Annotated in this window: 23 protein-coding genes; 12 read left to right on the top strand and 11 right to left on the bottom strand. The window is 70.7% G+C overall.

The features are described from left to right. Positions 1-6 precede the first annotated feature (6 nt). The 7 genes from OG588_RS44815 to OG588_RS44785 form a co-directional block, all read right to left on the bottom strand. Entirely contained in the window at positions 7-1101 is a 1095-nt protein-coding gene (locus OG588_RS44815; RefSeq protein WP_405952285.1) for a BMP family protein, read from the bottom strand. A gap of 124 nt (positions 1102-1225) precedes the next feature. After that, positions 1226-1942, bottom strand: a complete 717-nt coding sequence (gene deoD, locus OG588_RS44810) for a purine-nucleoside phosphorylase (protein ID WP_405952284.1) — start codon at positions 1940-1942, stop codon at positions 1226-1228. Further along, positions 1942-2703 (bottom strand): glutamine amidotransferase, encoded by a 762-nt coding sequence (locus OG588_RS44805; protein ID WP_405952283.1) that lies wholly within the window; start codon positions 2701-2703, stop codon positions 1942-1944. Before OG588_RS44805 ends, deoD begins: the two co-directional genes overlap by 1 nt. Positions 2704-2752: 49 nt before the next feature. Next, positions 2753-3805 (bottom strand): LacI family DNA-binding transcriptional regulator, encoded by a 1053-nt coding sequence (locus OG588_RS44800; protein ID WP_405952282.1) that lies wholly within the window; start codon positions 3803-3805, stop codon positions 2753-2755. Continuing rightward, the gene (locus tag OG588_RS44795) at positions 3795-5138 is read right to left on the bottom strand and encodes an amidohydrolase (protein WP_405953374.1); all 1344 of its coding nucleotides are present in this window, start codon (positions 5136-5138) and stop codon (positions 3795-3797) included. Before OG588_RS44795 ends, OG588_RS44800 begins: the two co-directional genes overlap by 11 nt. 100 nt (positions 5139-5238) lie before the next feature. Beyond that, positions 5239-6498 carry a glucarate dehydratase family protein gene (locus OG588_RS44790; RefSeq protein ID WP_405952281.1) on the bottom strand — a complete coding sequence of 420 codons (1260 nt, stop codon included), beginning with the start codon at positions 6496-6498 and terminating at the stop codon, positions 5239-5241. A gap of 76 nt (positions 6499-6574) precedes the next feature. After that, complete coding sequence (locus OG588_RS44785; RefSeq protein ID WP_405952280.1) at positions 6575-7963, bottom strand: AbfB domain-containing protein; 1389 nt, start codon at positions 7961-7963, stop codon at positions 6575-6577. 247 nt (positions 7964-8210) lie between these two features. Between OG588_RS44785 and OG588_RS44780 the strand changes: the two genes are divergently transcribed. From OG588_RS44780 to OG588_RS44765, 4 genes are all read left to right on the top strand, one after another. Continuing rightward, on the top strand, positions 8211-9632 hold the full coding sequence (locus OG588_RS44780; protein ID WP_405952279.1) for an amidase: 1422 nt from the start codon (positions 8211-8213) through the stop codon (positions 9630-9632). Positions 9633-9658: 26 nt separating this feature from the next. Beyond that, positions 9659-9877 carry a hypothetical protein gene (locus OG588_RS44775; RefSeq protein WP_234444330.1) on the top strand — a complete coding sequence of 73 codons (219 nt, stop codon included), beginning with the start codon at positions 9659-9661 and terminating at the stop codon, positions 9875-9877. A 143-nt stretch (positions 9878-10020) separates the two neighbouring features. Next, a complete protein-coding gene (locus tag OG588_RS44770; RefSeq protein ID WP_405952278.1) occupies positions 10021-11508 on the top strand; it encodes a flotillin family protein in 1488 nt (495 codons plus the stop codon). Between the two features lie 56 nt (positions 11509-11564). Beyond that, on the top strand, positions 11565-12011 hold the full coding sequence (locus OG588_RS44765; protein ID WP_019057621.1) for a type II toxin-antitoxin system PemK/MazF family toxin: 447 nt from the start codon (positions 11565-11567) through the stop codon (positions 12009-12011). A gap of 27 nt (positions 12012-12038) precedes the next feature. Here the strand turns inward: OG588_RS44765 and OG588_RS44760 are convergent, their stop codons facing one another. Continuing rightward, positions 12039-12866, bottom strand: a complete 828-nt coding sequence (locus OG588_RS44760) for a TIGR02452 family protein (RefSeq protein WP_405952277.1) — start codon at positions 12864-12866, stop codon at positions 12039-12041. A gap of 280 nt (positions 12867-13146) precedes the next feature. Between OG588_RS44760 and egtA the strand changes: the two genes are divergently transcribed. The 5 genes from egtA to OG588_RS44735 all read left to right on the top strand — a co-directional run bounded on the left by egtA (position 13147) and on the right by OG588_RS44735 (position 17865). Next, positions 13147-14457 (top strand): ergothioneine biosynthesis glutamate--cysteine ligase EgtA, encoded by a 1311-nt coding sequence (egtA, locus tag OG588_RS44755; protein WP_405952276.1) that lies wholly within the window; start codon positions 13147-13149, stop codon positions 14455-14457. Beyond that, positions 14454-15806: an ergothioneine biosynthesis protein EgtB gene (gene egtB / locus OG588_RS44750; RefSeq protein WP_405952275.1), complete on the top strand. Its 1353-nt coding sequence runs from the start codon at positions 14454-14456 to the stop codon at positions 15804-15806. Before egtA ends, egtB begins: the two co-directional genes overlap by 4 nt. Then, on the top strand, positions 15806-16597 hold the full coding sequence (gene egtC / locus OG588_RS44745; protein WP_405952274.1) for an ergothioneine biosynthesis protein EgtC: 792 nt from the start codon (positions 15806-15808) through the stop codon (positions 16595-16597). The genes egtB and egtC overlap by 1 nt, the downstream gene beginning before the upstream one ends. Continuing rightward, a complete protein-coding gene (egtD, locus tag OG588_RS44740) occupies positions 16594-17556 on the top strand; it encodes an L-histidine N(alpha)-methyltransferase (RefSeq protein WP_405952273.1) in 963 nt (320 codons plus the stop codon). The genes egtC and egtD overlap by 4 nt, the downstream gene beginning before the upstream one ends. A 93-nt stretch (positions 17557-17649) precedes the next feature. Then, complete coding sequence (locus tag OG588_RS44735) at positions 17650-17865, top strand: dodecin (protein WP_019057614.1); 216 nt, start codon at positions 17650-17652, stop codon at positions 17863-17865. Between the two features lie 61 nt (positions 17866-17926). Here the strand turns inward: OG588_RS44735 and OG588_RS44730 are convergent, their stop codons facing one another. Continuing rightward, positions 17927-18418 carry a hypothetical protein gene (locus OG588_RS44730; protein WP_405953373.1) on the bottom strand — a complete coding sequence of 164 codons (492 nt, stop codon included), beginning with the start codon at positions 18416-18418 and terminating at the stop codon, positions 17927-17929. 71 nt (positions 18419-18489) lie between these two features. Here OG588_RS44730 and OG588_RS44725 point away from each other — a divergent pair, with 71 nt between their 5' ends. From OG588_RS44725 to OG588_RS44715, 3 genes are all read left to right on the top strand, one after another. Next, entirely contained in the window at positions 18490-18912 is a 423-nt protein-coding gene (locus OG588_RS44725; protein ID WP_405952272.1) for a (2Fe-2S) ferredoxin domain-containing protein, read from the top strand. Positions 18913-19000: 88 nt separating this feature from the next. Continuing rightward, positions 19001-19171, top strand: a complete 171-nt coding sequence (gene rpmF, locus OG588_RS44720; protein WP_019057611.1) for a 50S ribosomal protein L32 — start codon at positions 19001-19003, stop codon at positions 19169-19171. Between the two features lie 42 nt (positions 19172-19213). Further along, the gene (locus OG588_RS44715) at positions 19214-20209 is read left to right on the top strand and encodes an LLM class flavin-dependent oxidoreductase (RefSeq protein WP_405952271.1); all 996 of its coding nucleotides are present in this window, start codon (positions 19214-19216) and stop codon (positions 20207-20209) included. Here OG588_RS44715 and OG588_RS44710 read toward each other — a convergent pair. Further along, complete coding sequence (locus tag OG588_RS44710; protein ID WP_405952270.1) at positions 20199-21221, bottom strand: alcohol dehydrogenase; 1023 nt, start codon at positions 21219-21221, stop codon at positions 20199-20201. The two genes, OG588_RS44715 and OG588_RS44710, sit on opposite strands and share 11 nt — an antisense overlap. Positions 21222-21255: 34 nt before the next feature. Next, the gene (locus OG588_RS44705) at positions 21256-23727 is read right to left on the bottom strand and encodes an ATP-dependent Clp protease ATP-binding subunit (protein ID WP_405952269.1); all 2472 of its coding nucleotides are present in this window, start codon (positions 23725-23727) and stop codon (positions 21256-21258) included. Positions 23728-23784: the final 57 nt, after the last annotated feature.

Below are 23784 nucleotides of genomic sequence, written 5' to 3'. Positions count from 1 at the left end.
CGGAGGTCAGAAGGCCGAAGGGACCTTGACGGCACCGGACTTGACCTTCGCGGCCTGTGCTTCGAGCTCGGTGCGCACGGCGGCGGGGACGAGCTGGTCGAAGTTGGCGTTGTCGACGTATCCGACGCCGTTCTCGGCCAGACCCACGGCGGCCGGCTTGCCGTAGCCGAGCGTGCCGGCCTTGTTCGCCTCAGCCGCCAGGTAGAGGGCGTTGCCTGCGTTCTTGAGGATGGAGGTGACGACGGTCTGTCGCTGGGACGCGTCGGTGAGCGTCTTGAACTGGTCGGAGTCGACGCCGAAGGTGTACCGCTTGGCGGCGACGGCCGACTCGAAGGCGCCGAGGCCGGAGGATCCGGCGACGGGCCACACCAGTTCGGCGCCCTGCCCGTACATCGCCGAGGCGATCTGCTTGCCCTTGGCCGGGTCGCCGAACGGGTTGTCGCCGCCGACGTACTGCACGAGAACCCCGGAGGACGGATTTCCGCCCGCCGCTTTGAAGCCTGCCTTGAAGCCGACGACGAAGTCCTCGATGACCGGTATCTGAACTCCGCCGATCACTCCCACCTTCCCGTTTCCGCTACTTCCGGGAAGGGCCTTGGCGGCGACGAGTTTGTCGGCGAGGAATCCCGCCAGATAGGCGGCCTCATTCTGCTTGAAGGTGACGGAGTAGACGTTGGCACACTTGTTGGAACAGCCGCTCTTGCCCGTGTAGTCGACGGATCCGTCGAAGAGCCAGAACTTCTTGTCCGGGTACTCCGGTGCCAGCTTGGAGATGAAACCGACGGTGTCGACCGTGCCCGCGGCGAGCACGTCGTAGTCGTCGCCGGAGGCCGCGTCCTCGAAGCCGGAGGACCACTTGGTGCGGTCGCTGCCCAGCTCGACGACCTTCAGGCTGTAGCCGAGGTCCTTCTCCGTCTTCTTCAGGCCCGCGTACGCCGAGTCGAAGAAGGAACGGTCGCCGAGGTTTCCGTTGATGACGAACTTGATGCGCAGCTTTCCGGATTTCCCGGACTCCGCGGAGTCCGAGTCCGTCGAGGCACCGCATGCGGCGACGGTGAGCGAGAGCGCCGCGACGGCCCCCAGAATTCTGATCTTGTTCATCGACTGGATTCTCTTTCTCTAGCGGGTTCTGAAGCGGGTTCTCCAGCGGGGGCAGTTCTTCGCCATTGGCCGAAAGCTATTCAATGCAAAACGTTTTGGCTATGGGTCTTCGTGTTCTCTCGTGTTAGGAGATTGTTTCCGTGATCAGTGCGTCGGCCGCGATGGTGACGGCACGGTCGAAGTCGCTCTCGCGCTCGGCCGGGGTGAGCGCCGCCGCGTGGCGCACGTGATCGCTGACCGTCAGGACGGCGAGCGCGTGGCCGCCCTCGGCGGCGGCGGTCGCGTACAGGCCCGCTGCCTCCATCTCCACGGCGAGGGTGCCGTGCGCCTCCAACTGCTCGAAGAGCAACGTCCGTTCGAGATAGAAGTGGTCGGTGGTGAACACCGGCCCGATGTGGGTGTGCCGTCCGGTCCCCGCCGCTTGTACGGCAGCCGCGGCCAGGCCGAAGGAAGCGGCATGGCTCAGTTGGACTCCGTCGATACGACGGCTGCTCATCGCCGAGTCGGTGTGGGCGGCGGTGGCCACGACGACGTCCCGCAGTCCCACCGAGGCGGGGATGCCGCCCGCGGTGCCCACCCGCACGATGCGGCGCACGCCGTAGAAGCGGAAGAGTTCGGTGGCGTAGATCGTGACCGACGGCATCCCCATGCCGGAGGCCAGTACGGACAGGGGTACGCCTCGGTACGTTCCGGTGTATCCCTCGATGCCGCGCACGTCGGTGACCAGCCGGGCGTCCTGAAGGACCGTTTCGGCGATCCGGCGGGCCCGGCGTGGGTCGCCGGGCATCAGCACGTCCGGCGCGAAGTCGCCGGGGGCGGCTGCGATGTGGGGAGTGACCATCAGGCTTCCTCCCCCACCGGGGTCCGGGCCAGCCAGCGGACCAGCCGGTCCCACAGTTCGGGGTAGCCCTTCCAGTCGAGAAACGCGGGCGGGGCCCAGTGCGGCGCAAGGTCGGAGGTGAAGGCCGCCGACCTTCCCGCGCCGTAGCCGCCCACGGCCAGGAGTGGATGGCCCGCGCACTCGACGAGCAGCTCCGCGCCGTCTTTTACCGTCACCTCGTTGAGGCCGAGCAGATCCGGCCAGGTCGCGTCCAGCCCATCGACCACCGGGTGGCGTGCGACGACCCGCGGTGCGGCCCCGGCGGGCAACTCCACCCGGTCGTCCCGATCGTGCATGCCGACGGGCAGCGCGGCGGCCAGCGGGGTGCGGCCCCAGCGGGCCTTGGCGTCGATGCCGGTGAAGGTGAGGTAGCCGCCCACCATCAGCAGACCACCGCCGAACTCAACGTAGGCACGCAGCAGTTCGGTGCGGTCCGGTGAGGGCACGGAGCGGGCGAAGGTCTCCGGTGTGAGCTGGAAACTGTTGGCCCCGACGTCGCTGATCACGACGACGTCGTAGGACTTCAGGCCCTCGGCCGTCGTGGGGAGTCTGCTCGGTATCTCGTGGGCCGGGACGTATGTCACCGTGTGGCCGCGTTCGCGGAGCGCGTCGAGGAAGACGTGTGCGCCCTCGACGTACTCGGAGGTGAAGAAGGAGTCGAACCCCTTCTGGTGGACGGAGTGGGTGAACCAGGACTCACCCACGACGAGGACATGGGGCATCGCGGCACGGCCTTCCTGTGATGTGTGCGGTGGTCTGTGTGCGAGGTGGTCAGCGGGCCGGGCGCACGGGAGCCGTGCTGGCGCGCACTCTCAGCCGGACCGGCAGGATGTGCCGGGAGGCGGGGGGCACCTCGTCCCGGTGGACGTAGCTGAGGAGTTGGGCGCCGGCCGTGCGGCCGACGTCGTAGGCGGGCTGGCGGACGGTGGTGAGGCGGGGGTGGACGCGGGAGGCGAGCATGATGTCGTCGAAGCCCGCCACCGAGACGTCGTCGGGGACGCGCAGTCCGGCGTCCTCCAGGGCGGCGATCGCGCCGAGTGCCATCAGGTCGTTGGCGGCGAACACCGCGGTGAAGCGGCGTCGGCCGCCGTTCTCCAGGACTGTGGCGACCAGGTCGTAGCCGGACCGTTCGACGAAGGCGCCCTCGACCTCGGTGACCCCCGCGTCGCCGAACGCCTCCCGGAAACCGGCGATCCGTTCCAGGCTGCTGACCAGGTCCACCGGGCCACTGATCGCGAGGACCCGGCGGTGGCCCAGCTCCCGCAGGTGCTGCCCGATCAGGCGGCCGCCCGCGCGGTGGTCGGCGGTGACCAGGATGGTCTGCTCCAGCAGCCCGGGAACGACCTCGTCGGCCAGCGCGATGGGGAACCGGCCGAGCAGCGACGCCAGCCGGCCGCGGGAGGGCGGGGAACCGGAGGCGTACACCATGCCGTCGATGAACCGGCCGCGCAGCATCTCCAGATAGCGGTCCTCGCGGTCGGGGTCGAACTCGGTGTTGCACAGGATGACCCCGTAGCCCAGGTCGTGGGCGGCGTCGTCGACGCCCTTGGCGAGTTCGGCGAAGAACTGGTTGGTGATGTCGGGCACGAGCAGACCGATGACGTTGGTGGAACCGGCCTGGAGATTGCGGGCCGTGGAGGCCGGAACGTAGCCGAGCCGGCTGACGACGGCGCGAACCCGTTCGGCGGTCTCCTCGGCGACCGGCCGGTTGCCGCTCAGCACATGAGACACCGTGGTCGGGCTGACCCGGGCGGCGGCCGCCACGTCCTTGATCGACGCGGGCCGCCGCGCCCGGCGGCTGCGCTCGTCCGGCTCACGGGTCATAGTGCTGCACCGCCCTGCCGTGCGAGGTGTCCAGCAACGCGGGCACCCGTGCCTCGATCTCGGCCAGCAGTTCCGGCAGGTCCAGGGTCAGTAGTCGGCCGTCCCGGACCACGACCCTGCCGTCCACCACGACCGTGCGCACATCGCTCGCCCGGGCGCTGTAGACCAGCGCGGCCACCGGGTCGTGCAGCGGCCGGCAGTGCGCCCCGCCCAGGTCGACCAGCACGATGTCACCGGCCCGGCCCGGTTCGAGCGCGCCGATCCGGTCGCCGAGTCCGAGGGCCGCGGCCCCGCCACGTGTGGCCAGCCGGACCGTGTCGGAGACCGTCATCCAGGTGGCGTCCCGCTCCGCCTGCTTCTGGGTCAGCGCGACCAGCCGCATCGCCTCCCACACGTCCAGCGTGTTGTGCCCGGCCGCCCCGTCCGTCCCGGCCCCGACGGCAACTCCCGCGCCCAGCAAGCTCCTTACCGGAGTGAGCGGGGACAGGGCGTGCTTCAGATAGACCTTCGGACAGCAGGCCACTCCGGTACGGTCCCGGTGCGCCGCCAGCGTCGGCAGGTCTTCGGGGACGATGCCGCAGCCGTGCGCGATCAGCGCGCCCGCGGCCAGCACACCGGTCCGCTCCAGCACCGTGATGGGGGTGATGCCGCGCCGGGCGAGGCTCGACTCGGTCTGCTCCAGGTGCTCGGCGGCGTGGATGTGGATCCGCAGACCCGTCTCCTTGGCCAGTTCCGCGAGCCGGACCAGGTCCGCGTCCGCGACTGTGTACGGCGCGTGCGGGCCCAGCGACGCGGTAATCCGTCCGTCGCCGGTGCCGTGCAATGCCGCCGCGACCTCGGCGCTCTCCTCCAGCGCGGCGCGGCCTCGGCTGCTGAAGTACGTCGGCGCGATGTCGGCCCGGATTCCGGTGCGTACGACGGCGTCGGCGATCCGCTCGGCGTGGAAGTAGTGGTCGGCGAAGGTGGTCACCCCGCTGAGCAGCATCTCCGCGCAGGCCAGCGCCGCGCCGAGGCCGATGTCGGCGGGGGTGAGGTTGACCTCCATGGGCCACACCCGCTCGTTGAACCAGGCCTCGACGCTCACGTCCTCGGCGGCCCCGCGCATCAGGGTCATCGGGCCGTGCGTGTGGGCGTTGACCAGCCCCGGTACGGCGACCAGTCCCGTACCGTCCACGGTCTCCGCGCCGGCGTGGTCCGGCCCGGAGCCCGCAGGGCCGAGCCGAACGATGATGCCGTCCTCGACCAGGATGTCCTGGTCGGTCTCCACTCGGCAGGGGCCCCGCTCGGGCACGACCAGCACCGAGCAGGAGGTCACTATCAGTCGGCGCATGATGCGGATCCTTCCGTTCGAACCGGACGTTAAGGATCCAAAACGTTTTGCACAACCCTTGTCGGAACGCACTACCCGGGTCGTGACCCGGGGAGCCCGGCCCTCACCAGCGCGGGAGTCTCAGTTCGTAGTCGGATTGGACCCGCCGCATGTACGCGGTGTCGTCCCGGCCGCGCACACCCGAGTCGAGGTAGAGCCGGTGCAGCCGGTCGAGGGCGTCGTGGTCGAGCTCCACGCCGAGGCCGGGACCGGTGGGGACCTCGACCGCGCCGTCACGCAGTTCCAGCACCCCAGGGAGGACGATGTCGTCGGCCGAGTTCCACGGGTAGTGCGTGTCGCAGGAGTGGTCGAGGTTGGGGATGGCCGCTGCGACATGGGTCATGGCGGCGAGGCTGATGCCCAGGTGCGAGTTGGAGTGCATGGACAGGCCGAGCCCGAACACCTCGCAGACGACGGCCAGTTCACGGGTCCGGCGCAGCCCGCCCCAGTAGTGGTGGTCGGTGAGCAGCACCTGGATCGCGCGCTGCTCGATCGCGGGCCGCAGGTGCTCCCAGGCGACCACGCACATGTTGGTGGCAAGTGGGAGCGGTGACTCCTTCGCGACCTGGGCCATGCCGGGGATGGTGGCGGTCGGGTCCTCCAAGTACTCCAGGACGCCGTCCAGTTGACGGGCCACGTACGCCGATGTCTCGGGCGTCCAGGCCGTGTTGGGGTCGAGCCGCAGCGGTCGCCCGGGGAAGGCCTCGGCCAGTGCCCTGATCGCGGCGATCTCCTCCTCGGGCGGGAAGACACCGCCCTTGAGCTTGAACGACCGGAAGCCGTAGCGCTGTTGCATCAGCCGGGCCTGCTCGACGATCCCGGCCGGGTCCAGCGCCTCGCCCCAGTCGTCGCCGACCGCGGGTCTGCCGTCGAGGGCGGGGTGTTCGGCCCACTTGTAGAAGAGGTACGCGGCGAAGGGCACGGCGTCGCGGACCTTGCCGCCGAGCAGGTCGCTGACCGGGCGTCCGAGCAGCTTGCCCTGTGCGTCGAGGCAGGCCACCTCGACCGCCGAGCTGGTCCAGCCGCGTTCGTGGGAGCTGGGGACGGTCGGCAGCAGGGCCGCGTCGATCGCGGCGACGAGGGCCGTCGTGTCGAAGACGTCCATGCCTACGACGACCTTCGCCGCCGCCTCAAGTCGCTCCAGCCGCACCGTTCCGCCCGTGGACTCGCCGAGCCCCACGGTGCCGTCCTCCAGGACGAGTTGGAGGACGGACCGCAGAGCAAGGGGCTCGTGGACGCCGTTCGAGTTGAGGAGGGGCGGGTCGCGGAAGGCGATCGGGGTGACGATCAGTTCGCGGATCCGGGTTCCTGCCGTACCACTCATGCGCCCAGCGCCTCCAGGCCATGGCCGATCGTTCTCACCAGCATCTTGCCCCGCTTCAGCACGCCGCAGTCACACCTCAGGCCCAGGCCGTCACGGGCACGAACGAACTGTCGGTCCGGAAGAGGTCCGTGCCGTCCGTCGGGTCCACGCGCAGTTGGTAGTTGTAGTGGCGCAGGTAGTAGCCGGGGTAGTTGTACGACTCGAAGCGCAGCGCGCCGGTGGTGGCGCCGGTCCGGGCGTAGAACGTGGCGTCCCCGGCGAAGGTCGACGTGCCGTCGTTCGCGTCGAAGCGGCCCCGGAAGTCGTAGTGGCGCAGGTAGTTGCCGGCTGCGTCCCGGAAGGAGAAGCCCGTCGAGTCGGCGAGGCCCGCGACGACGGTGAACGTGGACGCCTGCTTCAGGGCGGTGGTGCTGGCGCTGGTCACCACCGGCAGGTTGAGCAGCGAGGACACCTCCTGCCAGTAGCGGGTGGTGTAGTTGGCGGACCGGAAGGAGCGGGTGACGCCGGTCGCCAGGCTCGGGCCGCCGGACACCGTCTCCTTGATGACCGTGAAGTGGCGTGCCGTACCGGAGAGGGTGGTCAGCGCGGTCGGCGCGGACCAGGTGGCGAAGGTGTCGTAGCTGTCGCTGTAGTAGTAGGTGCCGTCGCCGTAGCCGTCGAAGAAGATCCGCCAGCCGCCGTTGTCAAGCTGCACCACCGAGGGACCCTCGCGGTAGCTGCCCCAGCCGGCCCAGTCGCCGGTCTTCGAGAGCGTGTAGGGGCCGGTGAGGCTGCCGGCGGTGCCGTACTCGATGTACTTCGCCGTCTCGTTCTTCGTGAAGGCGTGGTAGGTCGAGCCGATCCGCACGATGTACGTGTCGATGTGGTTGGAGCCGATGCCGGACAGCGCGACCGGTGAACTCCAGGCCGTCAGCGCGGAGTTGGACGCCTTCAGCCGGTACGGCGTGAAGATCCACTCGTCGTCGGTGGTCGAGCACGACACGATGACGTTGACACTGCCGTCGCTGTCCACGAACCACTCGGGCGCCCACGCACGGGACAGGTTCGTGATCGGGACCGTGTAGTCGTACAGGAACGTCCAGTCGACCCGGTCCGAGCTGCGCGCGAAGCCGATGGTGGTGCTGACGTCCTCCCAGGTGTGGGTGGTGTACGTCAGGTAGTAGTAGCCGTCGGTGTGCTTGAACACGCTCGCGTCGCGGATGCGGTTGCTCGGCGGGGTGTAGGCCGAGGCCTGGACGAGGCGGAAGTCGGTGGCGTCGTCGGACTGGTACACGTTGACCGTGCCGTCGTCGCTGTTGAGGAACGGGACGATCGTGTAGCGGGTGGCGTAGCCGCTCGCCGGGGCGGCGGCCAGGGCCGTGCCGAGCAGTCCGGGGGCCTCGCCCAGGACGAGTGCCGAGGCGGGCAGCACGGCCAGCGCGCGCAGCAGGGTACGGCGGGACGGCGGGGGGGGACGTGTGGTCACGGGCGGCTCTCCCGGAGACTCGATGTTCGTGATATCGAACCCAGTTCGTGAATTCGGTCAGAAGGTAGGGGTGGGTCAGGAGCACGTCAATGGTTTGCGCAATGCTGGATGATCTCTGTGGGACGCCTGTGGCGTACGGCCGGTGTGCGGCCAATCGTCCACGCCACGCGGGGAGTTGCCGCAACCGCAGCACACCGCCCGCCCGGACGTTACCGTTCGGTAGACCACGCGCTTCCGGAGGTGCCGCATGACGCCCGACCGTTCCGCAGGCCTGGCCGAGTCCGCCCGCGCACTGGCCGCCGGGGAGGTGACCGCGCGTGCCCTGACCGAGGAGACCCTGGCCCGGATCGAGTCGACCCAGCCCTCCCTGAACGCCTTTCGGATCGTACGGCGGGAGGCGGCGCTCGCCGAGGCCGAAGCCGCGGACAAGGAACTGGCCGCCGGAGTCCGCAAACCGCTGCTCGGCGTGCCGGTCGCCGTCAAGGACGACATGGACGTGGCGGGCGAGCCGACCGCGTTCGGCTGCCGGGGCGAGTTCGCGCCGGTGGCGGAGGACGGCGAGGCCGTACGCCGGCTGCGCGCGGCCGGTGCCGTGATCGTCGGGAAGACCAACACCTGCGAACTCGGGCAGTGGCCCTTCACCGAGGGGCCCGCGTTCGGCGCGACCCGCAATCCGTGGAACTCCCGTCATACGCCCGGGGGTTCGTCCGGTGGGTCGGCGGCGGCGGTCGCCGCGGGACTGGTCCCGGCCGCGCTCGGCTCGGACGGCGCCGGTTCGGTGCGCATCCCGGCCGCCTGGACCCATCTCATCGGCGTCAAGCCGCAGCGCGGGCGCATCTCGACCTGGCCGCGCGGCGAGTCCTTCCAGGGCATCACGGTCAACGGCACCCTCGCCCGTACGGTCGCGGACGCCGCCCTGCTCCTGGACGCGGCGAGCGGCAACCACGCACGGGACCCGCACCAACCGCCCCCGCTCACCCTGTCGGAGGCGGTGGGCCGCGACCCCGGCCGACTGCGCATCGCCCTCTCCCTGAAGCCGCCGTTCACCGCGCTGCCGGCCCGACTGCGACCGGACGTACGGGCTCGGGTCCTCGAACTCGCCGAGAGACTGGCCCAGTTGGGCCACACGGTCGTTGAGGACGATCCGCCGTACGGGCAGATCGGCTTGACCTTCCTCCCCCGCGCCACGGCCGGTCTCGCCGAGCGGGTCCGCGAGGCGCCGTACCCCGAACTCCTCGACCCCCGCACCCTGGAGGCCGCGCGCCTGGGCCGACGGCTCGGCGGGGCCCCGCTGCGGGCGGCGCGGCGCGCGGAGGCGACCCTGCACGACCGGTTCGGCGTGTTCTTCGGGAGGTACGACGTGGTTCTCGCGCCGACGACTGCCGCTCCCCCGCCTCTCGTTGGCGCGATGCTCGACCTGGGCAGCCTGGCCACCGACCGCGCGATGGTCGCCGCCTGCCCCTACGCCTGGCCGTGGAACATCCTCGGCTGGCCCGGCGTCAACGTCCCCGCGGGCTTCGTGGCGGGCGGACTCCCGGTCGGCGCCCAGCTGTTGGGACCGTCGAACAGCGAGCCTCTTCTGCTGTCGCTCGCCGCGCAGTTGGAGGCGGACCTGCGCTGGCACGAGAGGTGGCCGGAGCCGATCGCCGCCGAAACCCCGGCGGCATAGGCGGGTTGGGCCCGTACCCTGTGACCATGCAGGATGCGTCGATGGTCGGGCTGATGGGGCGGGTCACCGGGACGGTCGGGCCCGGGCTCGTCGGCGAGGTGATCGTCCGGGTGCGCGGGGGCGCCGAGCACTTCCTCGCGTACGCGGCCACGGGCACGGACCGGATCGAGCGGGGCACCGTGGTGATGGTGGTGGAGTACCTGCCGCCGAGGACGGTCTACGTCACGCAGGCATACGACAGTTGAGCCCCCTCCTTCGCAGGTGAGAGCGTTTCGGGGGCGTATGCGTCAAGATTGCAACAAGGATCCGTCAGCGTCTGTACCCCGGTGTCGCGCAGGCGCACACTCCCTTCGTTCGGTGCCGAAAGGGCACCATCAAAAGGGGGCGTATGCCGATGGTCATCGGCGTCGTAGCGGGGGTGGCGGTTCTCGCCGTTCTCGTACTGATAGGCCTGTTCAAGTCGATGTGGCGGGTCGCGGAGCCCAACGAGGCACTCATCATCTCGGGCTCCAAGCACCGTACCGAAGGCCTTGAGGAAGGCATGGGGTTCCGCATCGTCACGGGGCGCGGCACGCTGGTGCTGCCGGGTGTGCAGGCGGTGCGCAAGATCTCGTTGGACCTCAACGAGACCGAGCTGCACGTGGATTGTGTGACCACCCAGGGCATTCCGCTCAAGGTGCGGGGTGTGGTCATCTTCAAGGTGGGCGACGACTTCGTGTCGATCGCCAACGCGGGACGGCGTTTCCTCGACCAGCAGAAGATGATGTCGGAGCGGGTGCACAACGTGTTCGCCGGTCATCTCCGGTCCATCGTGGGCGGGTTGACGGTCGAGGACATGATCCGCGACCGGGAGAAGCTGACGGGGCAGACCCGTGCCGCGTGCGGTACGGAGATGGAGAAACTGGGTCTGATCGTGGACTCGCTGCAGATCCACGAGATCGAGGACCCGACCGGGTACATCAAGAACCTCGCGATGCCGCACGCCGCCGCCGTGCAGCGGGACGCGCGCATCGCGCAGGCCGAGGCCAACCGTCTTGCCACCGAGGCCGAACAGAAGGCCGCGGCACGGATGTCGGAGGCCACCCGGGACAGCGAGATCCTCCAGGCCGGCTACCAGGCCGAGCGCGACAAGGCGGCGGCGAAGGCCCGACAGGCCGGACCCCTCGCGGACGCCGCGGCCCGGCAGGACGTCGTCGTACAGGAGACCCGGATCGCCGAACTCGACGCCCTGCGCCGGGAACAGCAGCTCCAGGCGGACGTCCGCAAGCCCGCGGACGCCCAGGCGTACGAGACCCGGGCGCGTGCCGAGGCCGAGCGTGACGCACGGATCTCCGCGGCTCAAGCCAAGGCGAAGGAGACCGAGTTGGCGGCCCTGGCGGAGGCGAGCCGGATCAAGACGGCCGCGATCGCCGAGGCCGAGGCGACCCAGGCACGCGGTGCCGCCGCAGCGACGGCGACCAGGGCGACCGGTGAGGCCGAGGCCGCCGCCGCCCAGGCGAAGGGTCTCGCCGCCGCCGAGGCGACCCGGGCCCAGGGTCTCGCCGAGGCGGAGGCCATCAAGGCGCGGGCGGCCGCTCTCGCCGAGAACCAGGAGGCGGTGGTCGCGCAGCAACTGGCCGAGAACTGGCCGGAGATCGTGAAGGCGGGCGCGTCCGCGTTCGGCAGCATCGACAACATGGTGGTCCTCAACGGGGCGGACGGCATGGCGGAGATGCTCGCCAAGGCGCTCACGATGGGCGGCACGGGCCTCGGTCTGGCCCGCCAGCTGCTCTCCTCCATGAACCAGAACGGGCAGACCCCGAACGGGACTTCGGCCCTGAACGGGAGCACGGCACCACCGTCGCAGAAGGTACCGGTGGAGAAGGACGAGAAGTGATCGTCTGACGGGCGCCCGGCGTCCGCGGTCACGGAGGCACGTTCTAAGGTGCCTCCGTGACCGCCTTTACCGATGAGAACGTTCCGGGCCGCTTCGGCCCCTCCGCCACGACCGAGGCCGACCCCCGTGAGGTCGGCAAGGTTCGTACCGAGTACTCCCCCGCGCACGACGGCGACCCCGACCCCGGTGAGATCGTCTGGACCTGGGTGCCGTTCGAGGAGAACGACGGCCGGGGCAAGGACCGCCCGGTGCTCGTCGTGGCCCGTGAGCCCGGCGGGACCCTGCTCGCCGTCCAGCTGTCCAGCAAGCGCCACGACGGTGACCGCGAGTGGGTGGCGATCGGCAGCGGCCCGTGGGACAAGTCCGGCCGCGACTCGTGGGTCGACGTGGACCGCGTCCTGCGCCTGCACGAGGACGGCATGCGCCGCGAGGCCTGCGCGATCGACCAGATGCGCTTCAACCTCGTCCGGCACCGGCTGCACGAGCGCTACGGCTGGACCTGAGCGGCCGGCACTGCTTGACCTACGGGGCTAGCTCTGGAGCTGACGCTCCGGAAAGGCCCGTACGAACGCGTCCCGGACCGTGGCACCCGGTGTGCGGTCCAGGACGCCGAACACCACGTGCTCGAAGGCCGAGGCGAACCGTCCGCCCGGCCCGAGCAACGTGTGGAACGCGCCCACGACCTGCGCCGGGTCGTTCTGGAACACCCCGCAGCCCCACGCCCCCAGGACCAGCCGCCGATAGCCGTGCGCCACGGCCGTCTCCAGCACCCGCTCCGCCCGTACGGCGACGGCGTGCGGCAGCTCGGCCGCGCGCTCCGGTGCCGTACGCAGCACGACCCCCGCGTTCGGAGCGGCGGCCGTCAGGAAACCGGCGGTGAACGGCTCGCCCAGGAGCCGGCCCTTGTCGTCGCGGAAGACGGGGACGGCCGGTGAGTGGATGACGCGGTCCGTGTAGAACGGGTCACGGTGGGCGCGGTGATGGTCGTAGAAACCGCGGGCTTCGAGCAGGCACGTGTACAGCGCGGAGGCTCGGCACAGGGCCTCTTCCTGGGCCTGTGCGCCGTTGAGGTAGCCGCCGCCGGGGTTGCGGGCGGAGGAGAAGTTCAGGACGGCGACCGGGCCGGTGAGCCGGCGGGCGGCCTGCAGACTGCTCTCGCCGGTGACCTCGAAGACTGTCTTCGCGGGCGAGAACGGCGATATCCGCACCGGTTCCGGGCCGTACACGCGCGTGCCCGCACGGGCCGCCTCGACCTCCGCGGCGATGGACACCTCGTGCCCGTCCGCCGCCGCGCGGTAGCTCCCGGCCGCGACGATCTGCTCGGTCTGCTGCGCGATGCCGCGCAGGCGCGCGCTCATGGCATAACCCCCGTGTACGCCATGAGCGCGCGCCCCGCGAACTCCCCCGTGATCTCCCCCGTCGTGCTCATACAGTCATCGTGAGCGATGCTGGTCGTGCGGTGCAACAGAGTTTCCGGGTCCGGCGAACGGCCGGAGAACCGGATATTACCGATCCCGAACGTGCCGATACGCACCCTTGTGCGACTCGGCGCGAGGGTCTTGGGTGGTACGAGTGTGCCGACCCGGGCCCAACCGAAACCGGGCCGGTGACATGGTGGAATCTCAGGAGGATCCCGACATGTCCGATACGGCAAGTGACTGTAGCGACTGTACGGAGCCCCGTACCGCGGTCACCGAACCCGAGGTGGAAGCCCTGGTCAGGGGCATCTGCTTCAAGACCGGTCCACCCCGAACGCTCGGGGTCGAAGTGGAATGGCTCGTCCACGAGCTGCGCCTGCCGCAGCTCCCCGTGACACCCGAACGACTCGAAGCGGCCTACACCGCCTTGAAGACCGTGCCTCTGAGGTCGGCGCTCACCGTAGAGCCCGGCGGCCAGCTGGAACTCAGCTCGTCGCCCGCCGCCTCCCTGATGGAGTGCATCGGTTCCGTCTCCGAAGACCTGGACGCCGTCCGCGCGGTGCTGCGCCGCGACGGCCTGGGGCTGGTCGGCGTCGGCCATGATCCCTGGCACCCGCCGCGCCGGTTCCTGCAAGAGCCGCGCTACGAGGCGATGGAGCGCTGCCTCGACCGCACCGGCCCTGCCGGCCGCCGCATGATGTGCACCTCGGCGTCCGTGCAGGTGTGCCTGGACGCCGGTTACGAGGAGCCGGGTCCGCTCGGCCTCGGGCGGCGCTGGTGGCTGGCGCACCAGCTGGGCGCGGTCCTGGTGGCCGCGTTCGCCAACTCCCCGTTGGTCGGCCGCAGTCCGACCGGCTGGCGCTCCACCCGGCAGCTGATCTGGATGGAGATCGGCCCCGGTCGCGCGGGCGGTCCGACCCTGGACGCGCAGCCGCGCGACGCCTGGACCGATCACGTCCTGGACTCACCGGTGATGTGCATACGGCAGGACAGCGGCCCGTGGGAGGTCCCGGAGGAGCTGACGTTCCGGGAGTGGATCAGGTCGGGGGCGCCCAGGCCGCCGACCCGTGAGGACCTCGACTACCACGTCTCGACGCTGTTCCCACCGGTCAGACCGCGTGGCCACCTGGAACTGCGCATGATCGACGCGCAGCCCGGCGACGACGGCTGGATCGTGCCGCTGGCCGTGACGACGGCGCTGTTCGACGACCCCGAGGCCGCCGAGACCGCCTACCGGGCCGTGAAGCCGCTGGCCGAGCGGACCCAGGGGCTGCCCGCGCCGCACAACCCGCTGTGGATCGACGCAGCCCGCTACGGGCTGTCCGACCCGGAGCTGCACGAGGTCGCCCTCGTCTGCTTCGCGGCGGCCCTGGAGGCCCTGCCCCGGCTGGGCGCGACCTCCGAGGTCACGGATGCCGTCCGCGCGTACTTCGACCGCTATGTAGTCCGGGGCCGCTGCCCCGCCGACGATCTGCTCGACCGCGTGCGCGGCACGGACAGCCGCCCGCACGGGAAGGACATCCGCACATGACCGACGCCTACATCGCCGCCGACACCGGCGCCGACACCTCCGCTGACATCGATATCGAGGCGCTCAGGCAACGGGCGTTGACCACCCTCACCACGGCCCGGGACCGCACGACGCTCCTGACGAGCTGTGTGGACGAGCCCGAACTCACCGCCCAGGTCTCGCCGTTGATGTCCCCACTGGTCTGGGACCTCGCACACATCGGCAACCAGGAAGAACTGTGGCTACTGCGCGCCGTCGGCGGCCGGGACGCGATGCGGCCCGACATCGACGGCCTCTACGACGCGTTCGAGCACCCGCGCTCCGAACGCCCCTCGCTGCCGCTGCTGCCGCCCGCGGAGGCCCGGCAGTACGCGGCCGAGGTACGCGGCCGGGTGACAGACATCCTGGGGAGCCACGCCTTCCGCGGCACCCGGCTCACCGACATGGGCTTCGCCTTCGGGATGGTCGCCCAGCACGAACAGCAGCACGACGAAACGATGTTGATCACCCATCAACTCCGCACGGGCCCACAGGCGTTGACGGCTCCGGACCCGGACCCGGTACCCCTGTTCACCGGTCCGTCCGAAGTCCTGGTCCCCGGCGGCACGTTCACCATGGGCACCTCCACCGAGCCATGGGCGCTGGACAATGAACGGCCCGCGCACCGGCGGGATGTGGCCCCGTTCCACATCGACACGACTCCGGTGACGAACGGCGCGTATCTGGCGTTCATCGAGGACGGCGGCTACGACGACCCGCGCTGGTGGACGAAGGAGGGCTGGGCGCACGTCCGCCGCAACTCCCTCACGGCACCGGAGTTCTGGCGTCGGGAGGCGGGCCAGTGGCTGCGGCGCCGGTTCGGCGTCACGGAGGCCGTACCGCTCAACGAGCCGGTGGTGCACGTCTGTTGGTACGAGGCCGATGCCTACGCCCGCTGGGCCGGACGCCGGCTGCCCACCGAGGCCGAGTGGGAGAAGGCGGCCCGCCACGACCCGACGGCCGACCGCTCGATGCGCTACCCGTGGGGCGACGCCGACCCGGCCCCCGAGCACGCCAACCTCGGCCAACGCCACCTGCGCCCGGCCCCCGCCGGAAGCTATCCGGCGGGCGAATCACCGCTCGGCGTACGCCAGTTGATAGGTGACGTGTGGGAGTGGACGTCGAGCGACTTCCTTCCCTACCCGGGGTTCAAGGCGTTCCCGTACAAGGAGTACTCGGAGGTGTTCTTCGGCCCCGAGTACAAGGTGCTGCGGGGCGGTTCGTTCGCGGTGGACGAGGTGGCCTGCCGGGGCACGTTCCGCAACTGGGACTATCCGATCCGGCGGCAGATCTTCTCCGGTTTCCGTACCGCCCGCTCGGGGGCCGTCTGATGTGCCGTCAGCTGGCGTACCTGGGACCCGAGGAGCCGCTCGGCCGACTCCTCGTGGACCCCGAGCACAGCCTGTACCGCCAGTCCTGGGAACCGCGTCGGCAGAAGCACGGGACGGTCAACGCCGATGGTTTCGGGGTGGGTTGGTACGCCGAGGGCGACCCGGTGCCGGGGCGCTACCGGCGGGCCGTGCCCATCTGGGGCGACCAGTCCTTCGCCGACCTGGCCCGCGTGGTCCGCTCGGGCGCGCTGCTGGCCGCCGTACGGGACGCGACGTTCGCCGGCGCGGACGGCGAGGCCGCGGCGGCACCGTTCGCCGCGGGCCCCTGGCTGTTCAGCCACAACGGCGCCGTCACCGGCTGGCCGCAGACGCTCGCGGCCCTGGCCCAACGCCTGCCGCCGGTCGACCTGTTGTCGCTTGATGCCCGCTGCGACTCGGCGTTCGTCTGGGCCCTGATCCTCAACCGGCTCCGGGCGGGCGACGAGGAGGGCCAGGCACTGGCCGACACGGTGACGGAGGTCGCTCATGCGGCCCCCGGCTCCCGCCTCAACCTCCTTCTCACCGACGGCGAGACGATCGCCGCGACGGCCTGGGGCGACACCCTCTGGTACCTCTCGGAGCCCGGCCGCCGCACGGTCGTCGCCTCCGAGCCCTACGACGACGACCCGCACTGGCAGGAGGCCCCCGACCGCACACTGCTCACCGCAACCCGCACCGAGGTCCTCCTGACCCCCCTGAAAGACCCGCTGAAAGATCCGGCACCCGCACCGTCGAAGGAGCCCCGTACGTGAGCCCGTTCCTTCTCACCCGCACCCTCCCCGAGGACGCCACCGACGCGGCCCTGCGCGCCGACGTCCTGGAGGGCCTCACCCGCACCCCGAAGACCCTCCCGCCGAAGTGGTTCTACGACGCCCACGGCAGCGAACTCTTCGAGCAGATCACCGAGTTGCCCGAGTACTACCCCACGCGCGCCGAGCGCGAGATCCTCGTCGACCGCGCGGCCGAGATCGCCGCCGCGACCGGCGCCCGCACGCTCGTCGAGCTGGGCTCCGGCTCCTCGGACAAGACACGGCACCTGCTGGACGCGCTCACCGGCCTGGCCGTGTACGTCCCGGTCGACGTCAGCGAGAGCGCGCTCACGCAGGCCGGGCACGCCCTCATCGACGAGCGCCCGGGTCTCGACGTGCACGCCCTGATCGCCGACTTCACCGGCGACCTCACCCTGCCGGAGACACCGGGACCCCGGCTCCTGGCGTTCCTCGGCGGCACGATCGGCAACCTGCTCCCGGCGGAGCGCGCCACGTTCTTCGCCGGCCTCCGCTCGCTCCTCTCCCCCGGCGACGCGCTGCTGCTCGGCACGGACCTGGTGAAGGACGAGCAGGTCCTGGTCAGGGCGTACGACGACGCGGCCGGGGTGACGGCCGCGTTCAACAAGAACGTCCTGACCGTGGTCGACCGCGAACTCGGTGCCGATTTCGACGCCGACGCCTTCGACCACGTAGCCCTCTGGGACAGCGCCAACGAGTGGATCGAGATGCGGCTGCGCTCCCGCACGGACCAGACCGTGAAGATCCCGGCGCTCGATCTCGCCGTCGACTTCACGGCCGGCGAGGAACTCCGCACCGAGATCTCGGCGAAGTTCCGCAAGGAGGGCGTGCGCAGCGAACTGGCGGCGACCGGGCTGGAGTTGGCCCACTGGTGGACCGACCGGGAGGGACGCTTCGCGCTGTCACTGAGCGTGGTGCGCTGACATCGGGTGACGGGCCGTCTCGCGCACTGCCGCGCCTTGGGGCACGGTGGAGTAACGCGTGACGCGCCCGTCACGGCCGAGAGGAGTACCCGCATGTCCGAGCACACGTACCGGGTCACCGAGATCGTCGGCACCTCTCACGAGGGCATCGACCAGGCCATCCGCAACGGCGTCGCCCGCGCCGCGCAGACCCTGCGCAGCCTCGACTGGTTCGAGGTGACGCAGGTCAGGGGCCAGATCGAGAACGGGCAGATCGAGCACTTCCAGGTCGGCCTGAAGGTCGGCTTCCGCATCGAGGACGAGGACTGACGGCCGTAGGCGAGGACCGACAGCCGTAGCGAACAGGCCTCTCAGATCCCCCTACGCCCTCTCAGGTCCGACCCTCCCCCTCCTGCGCCGCCTCCAGCGCGGCGGAGGGGGAGGTCCAGCGGGCCCGGACGACCCTGAACCCGGCCCGTTCGGCGTCGTCGCAGACCAGTTCGTCGTCGTCCACGAGAGCCCGGATCTCGCGGTCGCGGGCGAGCCGCTTGAGGATCTCCAGTTTGGTGCGCCGGGCGGGCCTGCGGTCGTCGTTGCGCCGCATGAAGACCCGCCCCTCGGGCAGCCCCTGCGCGGCGAGCCAGGCGAGCGTGTCGCGCCGGCAGCGCTCGGGCCGCCCGGTCAGATAGACGACCTCGCACTCCTCGGCGCTCTCCAGCACGAGCGCGACACCCTCCGCGAGCGGCGGGTCCTGCGCGGCGGCACCGAAGAAGCCGTCCCAGTCGCGCGGCTTGTTCTCCAGGAACCGCTGCCGGTGCGCCGTATCGGCGAGGGTGTTGTCGAGGTCGAACACGGCGAGCGGCGGGCGCTTGTTGTCGGCGATCACACGCCCACCCTAGACAGAGCCCGCACCCCGGCAACGACCGCCCGAGGCCCTGGCCTCATGCTTCTCGTATGTCTGCCGCTTCCCCCGCCCCTCGTACGTTCCTGATAGGCGCCGCCCGTGAGCGGCCCTGCACCCTGGTCGTCTGCCGGGGCTGCTGCTGCGGCGACCCGCGCAAACACCCCGGCACCGACCACGTCTGGCAGTTGGAACGGCTGCGCGCGGGTGCCGCCGAGCACGGTTTCGCCGTCCGTACGACGGACTGTCTGGGCCCTTGCGACCAGGCCAACGTGATCGTCGTCCAGCCGTCGGCGGCAGGACGGCGGGCCGGCGGGCGCCCGACCTGGGTCGGGTTCGCGATGGACGACGACTGCACGGAGGAAGTGCTGGAGTGGGCGGCCGCGGGCGGGCCCGGGATCGTCGCGCCGCCCGTCACGCTGGAGCTGCAGTTCATCGACCCGCCCCGGGACGCACGCGTCCGGTCCCGGCGGTGAGAACGGTGCACACGATCCTCAATTGCTAATGGGATCCATTTTCATATAGCGTCCTCGGTGCCTGCCAGCCCACCGAGGAGGAATCCCCATGGCCGTCCCCAAGCGGAAGATGTCCCGCAGCAACACCCGCCACCGCCGCGCTCAGTGGAAGGCCACGACGCCCACGCTCGTGCCGGTCACCGTCGACGGCGTACGCCACCTCGTCCCGCAACGGCTGGCGAAGGCGTACGAACGCGGTCTGCTGCGCCCCGAGGACTGACCCGCACGGGAATGCCGGAGCCTCCCGGGCGTTGAACTGAACGTGAGTTCCGTGATCGCCTCGACCCCCTTCTCCGTCCTCGACCGGTCCCGCACCCGCGAGGGGCACCCGCCCGCCGAGGCGCTGCGCGACACCGTGCGGCTGGCGCGGGAGGTCGAGGAGCTGGGCTATCACCGGTTCTGGGTGTCGGAGCACCACGGCGTGCCCGGGGTGGCCGGTTCCGCGCCGACCGTGCTGGCCGCCGCCGTCGCCTCGGCCACCCGGAGCATCCGGGTCGGGACGGGCGGGGTGATGCTGCCCAATCACCAACCCCTCGTCGTGGCCGAGCAGTTCGGGGTGCTGGAGTCGCTGTTCCCGGGCCGGATCGACATGGGCCTCGGCCGCTCGGTCGGCTTCACCGGCGGCGTGCGCAAGGCGTTGGGCCGCGACAAGGACGACGCCGACGACTTCGCCGGGCAACTCGACGAACTCCTCGACTGGTTCCGCGGCACGTCACCCACCGGCGCGCACGCGCGGCCCTCCGAGGGCCTGAGCGTGCCACCCTTCGTGCTCGCGATGGGCGAGGGCGCCGACATCGCGGCCCGGGCCGGTCTGCCGATGGTCATCGGCGACCTCCGCAACCGCGACAAGATGCGGCACGGCATCGACCACTATCGCGCCCGCTTCCGCCCCTCCCCGTGGGCCGCGCAGCCGTACGTCGTCATCTCGGGCACCATCGCCGTGGCCGCCACCCCCGAGGCGGCCCGACGACTCCTCGTCCCGGAGACCTGGTCGATGGCGTACTCGCGCACCCACGGCACCTTCCCACCACTCCCGCCCGCCGAGCACGTGGAGCAACTGCCCATGACCGACAAGGAGTTCGGGTTCTACGAGGCCGGGCTCAGCGGACAGCTCGCGGGCACCGAGGAACAGGTGGCCCACGAGCTGGAGACGGTACTGAAGGAGACGGCGGCCGACGAGGTCCTCGTCACCACCAGCACCTACGACCGCGAGGCCCTGCTGGACTCCTACCGGCGGCTCGCCTCCCTCATGGCGTGAGCACCATCCGGAAGCGCGCGGCGCCGGACAGCATCCGCTCGTAGGCCTCGCCCGCCTGGTCCAGGGGTACGGTCTCCACCATCGGGCGGATGTTGTGCAGGGCGCTGAAGGCCAGGGTGTCCTGCACGTCCTGCGCGGTGCCGGACGGGTGGCCCCGAACGACCTTGGCGCTCATGAGCAGTTGGAGCGGGCTGATCCCCAACGGCGCGGTGTCCGCCCCGATGACGACCAGTTCGCCGCGGGGTCGCAGCCCCTCCACCGTCGCGGTGGCGGCGTCGGCGTTGCCCGCCGTGGCCAGCACGACCTTGGCGCCGCCGAGGGCCTTCAGCGCGTCCGCGACATCGGTGTCCGCCGTGCTGTCGACGTAGTGGTGCGCGCCCAACTGCTTGGCGAAGTCGGCCTTTTCGGGTCCTCGTGCGATCGCCACGGTCTCGAATCCCATGGCGGCCGCGTACTGCACGCCCAGGTGACCGAGGCCGCCCAGTCCGAGTACGGCCACCAGGTCGCCCGGCCCCGCGGAACTGCGCCGCAGCCCGTTGAACGTGGTCACGCCCGCGCATCCCATGGGCGCGGCGGCGCTCGCCGAGAGGCTGTCGGGGATCCGGGCGAGCGCGTCGACCGGCGCCACGGTCATCTCCGCGAAGCCTCCGTCGTACGCCCAGCCGGGCACCTTCATGTTCTCGCAGACGATGAAGTCGCCCTGCCTGCACGGGGTGCAGTGGCCGCAGCTGCCGCCGAACCAGCCGACGGACACCCGGTCGCCGACCCGCCAGCCGCTGTCCGAGGCGCCCTCGCCGAGCGCGTCGATGTGCCCGGCGATCTCGTGCCCGGTGACGAGCGGGAACCGTACGCCCGGTACTCCGGCGTTCACGAAGAAGGTATCGCTGTGGCAGATCCCGCACGCTTCCACGGCGATCCGCACATGGCCCGGTCCCGGCTCCGGTACGTCGCGCTCGGCGATCGTGAACTCGCCGCCGGCCGCGCTGACTTGCGCGACTCGATAACTGCTCATGCCTGTCTCCCTGAGGGGTGCGAATGCGGTCGGGCTAGTGCTCGGCCGCCTGTCGTGCCCTGATCTCGATCGTGCCGTCGGTCGCGTCGACCTGCGCCTGGTCGCCCGCGTTCAGTCCGCCGGCGAGGAGCATGTCGGCAAGCCGGTCGTCGACCTCGCGCTGGATGGTGCGGCGCAACGGGCGGGCGCCGAAGTCGGGTTGATAGCCCAGGTTCGCGAGCAGGTCGGCCGCCGCGTCCGTGACTTCCAGGGTGACGTCCTGGGCGTGCAGCCTGCGCCGGGTGTGTTCCAGCAACAGGTCGACGATGTCGCGGAGTTGGGCGCGTTCCAGGCCGCGGAAGACGATGATCTCGTCGATGCGGTTGAGGAACTCGGGCCGGAAGTGCTGGTTCAGGACCGGCATCACCGTCTCGCGGACCTTGGCGTAGTCGTCGACGCCCGCCGCGAGGATGCGGTCGGCGCCGATGTTCGACGTCATGATCACGACGGTGTTCTTGAAGTCGACGGTGCGCCCCTGCGAGTCGGTGAGCCGTCCGTCGTCGAGGAGTTGCAGCAGGGTGTTGAAGACATCGGGGTGCGCCTTCTCGACCTCGTCGAGCAGCAGCACGGCGTACGGCTGCCTGCGGACGGCCTCGGTGAGTTGACCGGCCTCCTCGTGGCCGACGTATCCGGGAGGGGCGCCGACCAGGCGGGAGACGGTGTGCCGCTCCTGGAACTCGCTCATGTCGAGGCGGATCATGCGGCTCTCGTCGCCGAAGAGGGCGGCGGCGAGCGCGCGGGCCAGTTCGGTCTTGCCGACGCCGGTCGGGCCGAGGAAGAGGAAGCTGCCGATGGGCCGGTTCGGATCGCTCATGCCGGCCCGGGCGCGGCGTACGGCGCGGGCGACGGCGGTGATGGCCTCGTCCTGGCCGACGACCCGTTCGTGGAGGTGCTCCTCCAGCTTCATCAGCCGGGCGCGTTCCTCCTCGGTGAGCTGGGCGACGGGGATGCCGGTGGTGCGCGAGACGACCTCGGCGATGTCCTCGGCGGTGACCTTGGGCACCTGCTCCTCGGCGGAGCCGCCCGCCTTCAACTCGGCCTCGGTGTCCTTGATCCGGTCGCGGATCTCCTTGGCCCGCTCGTACTCCTCGTCGGCGACGGCCTGGTCCTTCTCCCGGTTCAGGGCGGCTAGCCGGTCCTCGACCTCGCGGGTGTCGGAGAGCGGGGTCTTGGCGCGCAGCCGTACCCGTGCCGCGGCCTGGTCCATCAGGTCGATGGCCTTGTCGGGCAGGAAGCGGGCGGTGATGTACCGGTCGGAGAGTTCGGCCGCGGCGACAACGGCCTCGTCGGTGATACGGACCTGGTGGTGGGCCTCGTAGCGGTCGCGCAGGCCGCGCAGGATCTCGATGGTGTCGTCGACGGTCGGTTCGCCGATCAGGATGGGCGCGAAGCGGCGCTCCAGCGCGGAGTCCTTCTCGATGTACTTGCGGTACTCGTCGACGGTGGTGGCACCGATGAGGTGCAACTGCCCGCGGGCCAGGGCGGGTTTGAGCATGTTCCCCGCGTCGAGAGCACCGTCGCCACCTCCCCCCGCGCCGACGACGGTGTGCAACTCGTCGAGGAACAGCACCAGTTCGTCGCTGTGCTCGCTCACCTCGTCGAGGAGTTTCTTCAGCCGCTCCTCGAACTCGCCCCGGTAGTTGGTGCCGGCGACCATCCCGGCCAGGTCCAGCGAGACGAGCCGCTTGCCCGCCAGGGTCTTCGGCACGTCACCGGCGATGATCCGCTGGGCGATGCCCTCGACGACGGCGGTCTTGCCGACGCCGGGGTCGCCGATGAGGACGGGGTTGTTCTTGCTGCGCCGGGACAGCACCTCGATGGTCTGCTCGACCTCCTCGTCCCGCCCGATCACCGGGTCGAGCCGACCGGCCCGGGCGTCCTCGGTGAGGTCGCGCCCGTACTCGTCGACGGTGGGCGTGCTGCTGGGCTTCTTCCGCTCGGGCTCGGAGCCGGTGGGCACCCGGTCGCCCTCCCAGCCGCCGCCCGCGAGGGCCTGTCCGGCGGCCGACTCTGGGTTGGCGGCCAGGGCCCGCAGCAGGTGTTCGGGGCCGATATAGGAGGAGTCCTCAGCGCGGGAGATCTGGTACGCGTCGAGCAGGGCCCGCTTGGCGGCCGGGGTGAGTGTGGTGGGTTCGGTCTTCAGGCCGCCCTCGGCCCCGGCGGCGAGCCGCTCGCGGATCCGGTCGGGGTCCGCGCCCGCCTCGGCGAGCAGCCGCCGGGCCGACTCCTGCTCGGTGGCGGCGGCCAGCAGATGCCGGGCGTCGAGTTCCTCGCTGCCCTCGACGGCGGCGATGTCCCGCGCCTGGGCCACCAGCTCACGGGCCCGTTCGGAGAGAAGACTCCCGATGTCGACGCGCTGTGCCCGGCGCGATGGTGCCGCCGGACCCGAACCGCCGAAATACCGGGACATCAGCTCGTCGAATTCCTCGAAGGGGCTGCGTCCGAAACCGAATCCGGGAGTGCTCATGACCACGGGCCTTCTTCCGTGCGGCGACTGTGCGGCAACTGGCATCCGTGTCTTCCA

Source organism: Streptomyces prunicolor, from assembly GCF_045162825.1.
In the GTDB taxonomy this organism is placed as follows: Bacteria; Actinomycetota; Actinomycetes; order Streptomycetales; family Streptomycetaceae; genus Streptomyces; species Streptomyces prunicolor.
Note: the sequence above shows the minus strand (reverse complement) of the source record. Positions and strands in the feature narration are given on the sequence as shown.

Bases quoted from the DNA above. Each gene is read 5' to 3' on its own strand.
- OG588_RS44800 (WP_405952282.1), bottom strand. From the start codon at position 3,805: ATGACCCGTGAGCCGGACGAGCGCAGCCGCCGGGCGCGGCGGCCCGCG.
- OG588_RS44770 (WP_405952278.1), top strand. From the start codon at position 10,021: ATGCCGATGGTCATCGGCGTCGTAGCGGGGGTGGCGGTTCTCGCCGTT.
- OG588_RS44760 (WP_405952277.1), bottom strand. From the start codon at position 12,866: ATGAGCGCGCGCCTGCGCGGCATCGCGCAGCAGACCGAGCAGATCGTC.
- rpmF (WP_019057611.1), top strand. From the start codon at position 19,001: ATGGCCGTCCCCAAGCGGAAGATGTCCCGCAGCAACACCCGCCACCGC.
- OG588_RS44805 (WP_405952283.1), bottom strand. From the start codon at position 2,703: ATGCCCCATGTCCTCGTCGTGGGTGAGTCCTGGTTCACCCACTCCGTC.
- egtC (WP_405952274.1), top strand. From the start codon at position 15,806: ATGTGCCGTCAGCTGGCGTACCTGGGACCCGAGGAGCCGCTCGGCCGA.
- OG588_RS44775 (WP_234444330.1), top strand. From the start codon at position 9,659: ATGCAGGATGCGTCGATGGTCGGGCTGATGGGGCGGGTCACCGGGACG.
- OG588_RS44815 (WP_405952285.1), bottom strand. From the start codon at position 1,101: ATGAACAAGATCAGAATTCTGGGGGCCGTCGCGGCGCTCTCGCTCACC.
- OG588_RS44705 (WP_405952269.1), bottom strand. From the start codon at position 23,727: ATGAGCACTCCCGGATTCGGTTTCGGACGCAGCCCCTTCGAGGAATTC.
- OG588_RS44790 (WP_405952281.1), bottom strand. From the start codon at position 6,498: ATGAGTGGTACGGCAGGAACCCGGATCCGCGAACTGATCGTCACCCCG.
- egtB (WP_405952275.1), top strand. From the start codon at position 14,454: ATGACCGACGCCTACATCGCCGCCGACACCGGCGCCGACACCTCCGCT.
- OG588_RS44710 (WP_405952270.1), bottom strand. From the start codon at position 21,221: ATGAGCAGTTATCGAGTCGCGCAAGTCAGCGCGGCCGGCGGCGAGTTC.
- egtA (WP_405952276.1), top strand. From the start codon at position 13,147: ATGTCCGATACGGCAAGTGACTGTAGCGACTGTACGGAGCCCCGTACC.
- deoD (WP_405952284.1), bottom strand. From the start codon at position 1,942: ATGGTCACTCCCCACATCGCAGCCGCCCCCGGCGACTTCGCGCCGGAC.
- OG588_RS44780 (WP_405952279.1), top strand. From the start codon at position 8,211: ATGACGCCCGACCGTTCCGCAGGCCTGGCCGAGTCCGCCCGCGCACTG.
- OG588_RS44725 (WP_405952272.1), top strand. From the start codon at position 18,490: ATGTCTGCCGCTTCCCCCGCCCCTCGTACGTTCCTGATAGGCGCCGCC.
- OG588_RS44735 (WP_019057614.1), top strand. From the start codon at position 17,650: ATGTCCGAGCACACGTACCGGGTCACCGAGATCGTCGGCACCTCTCAC.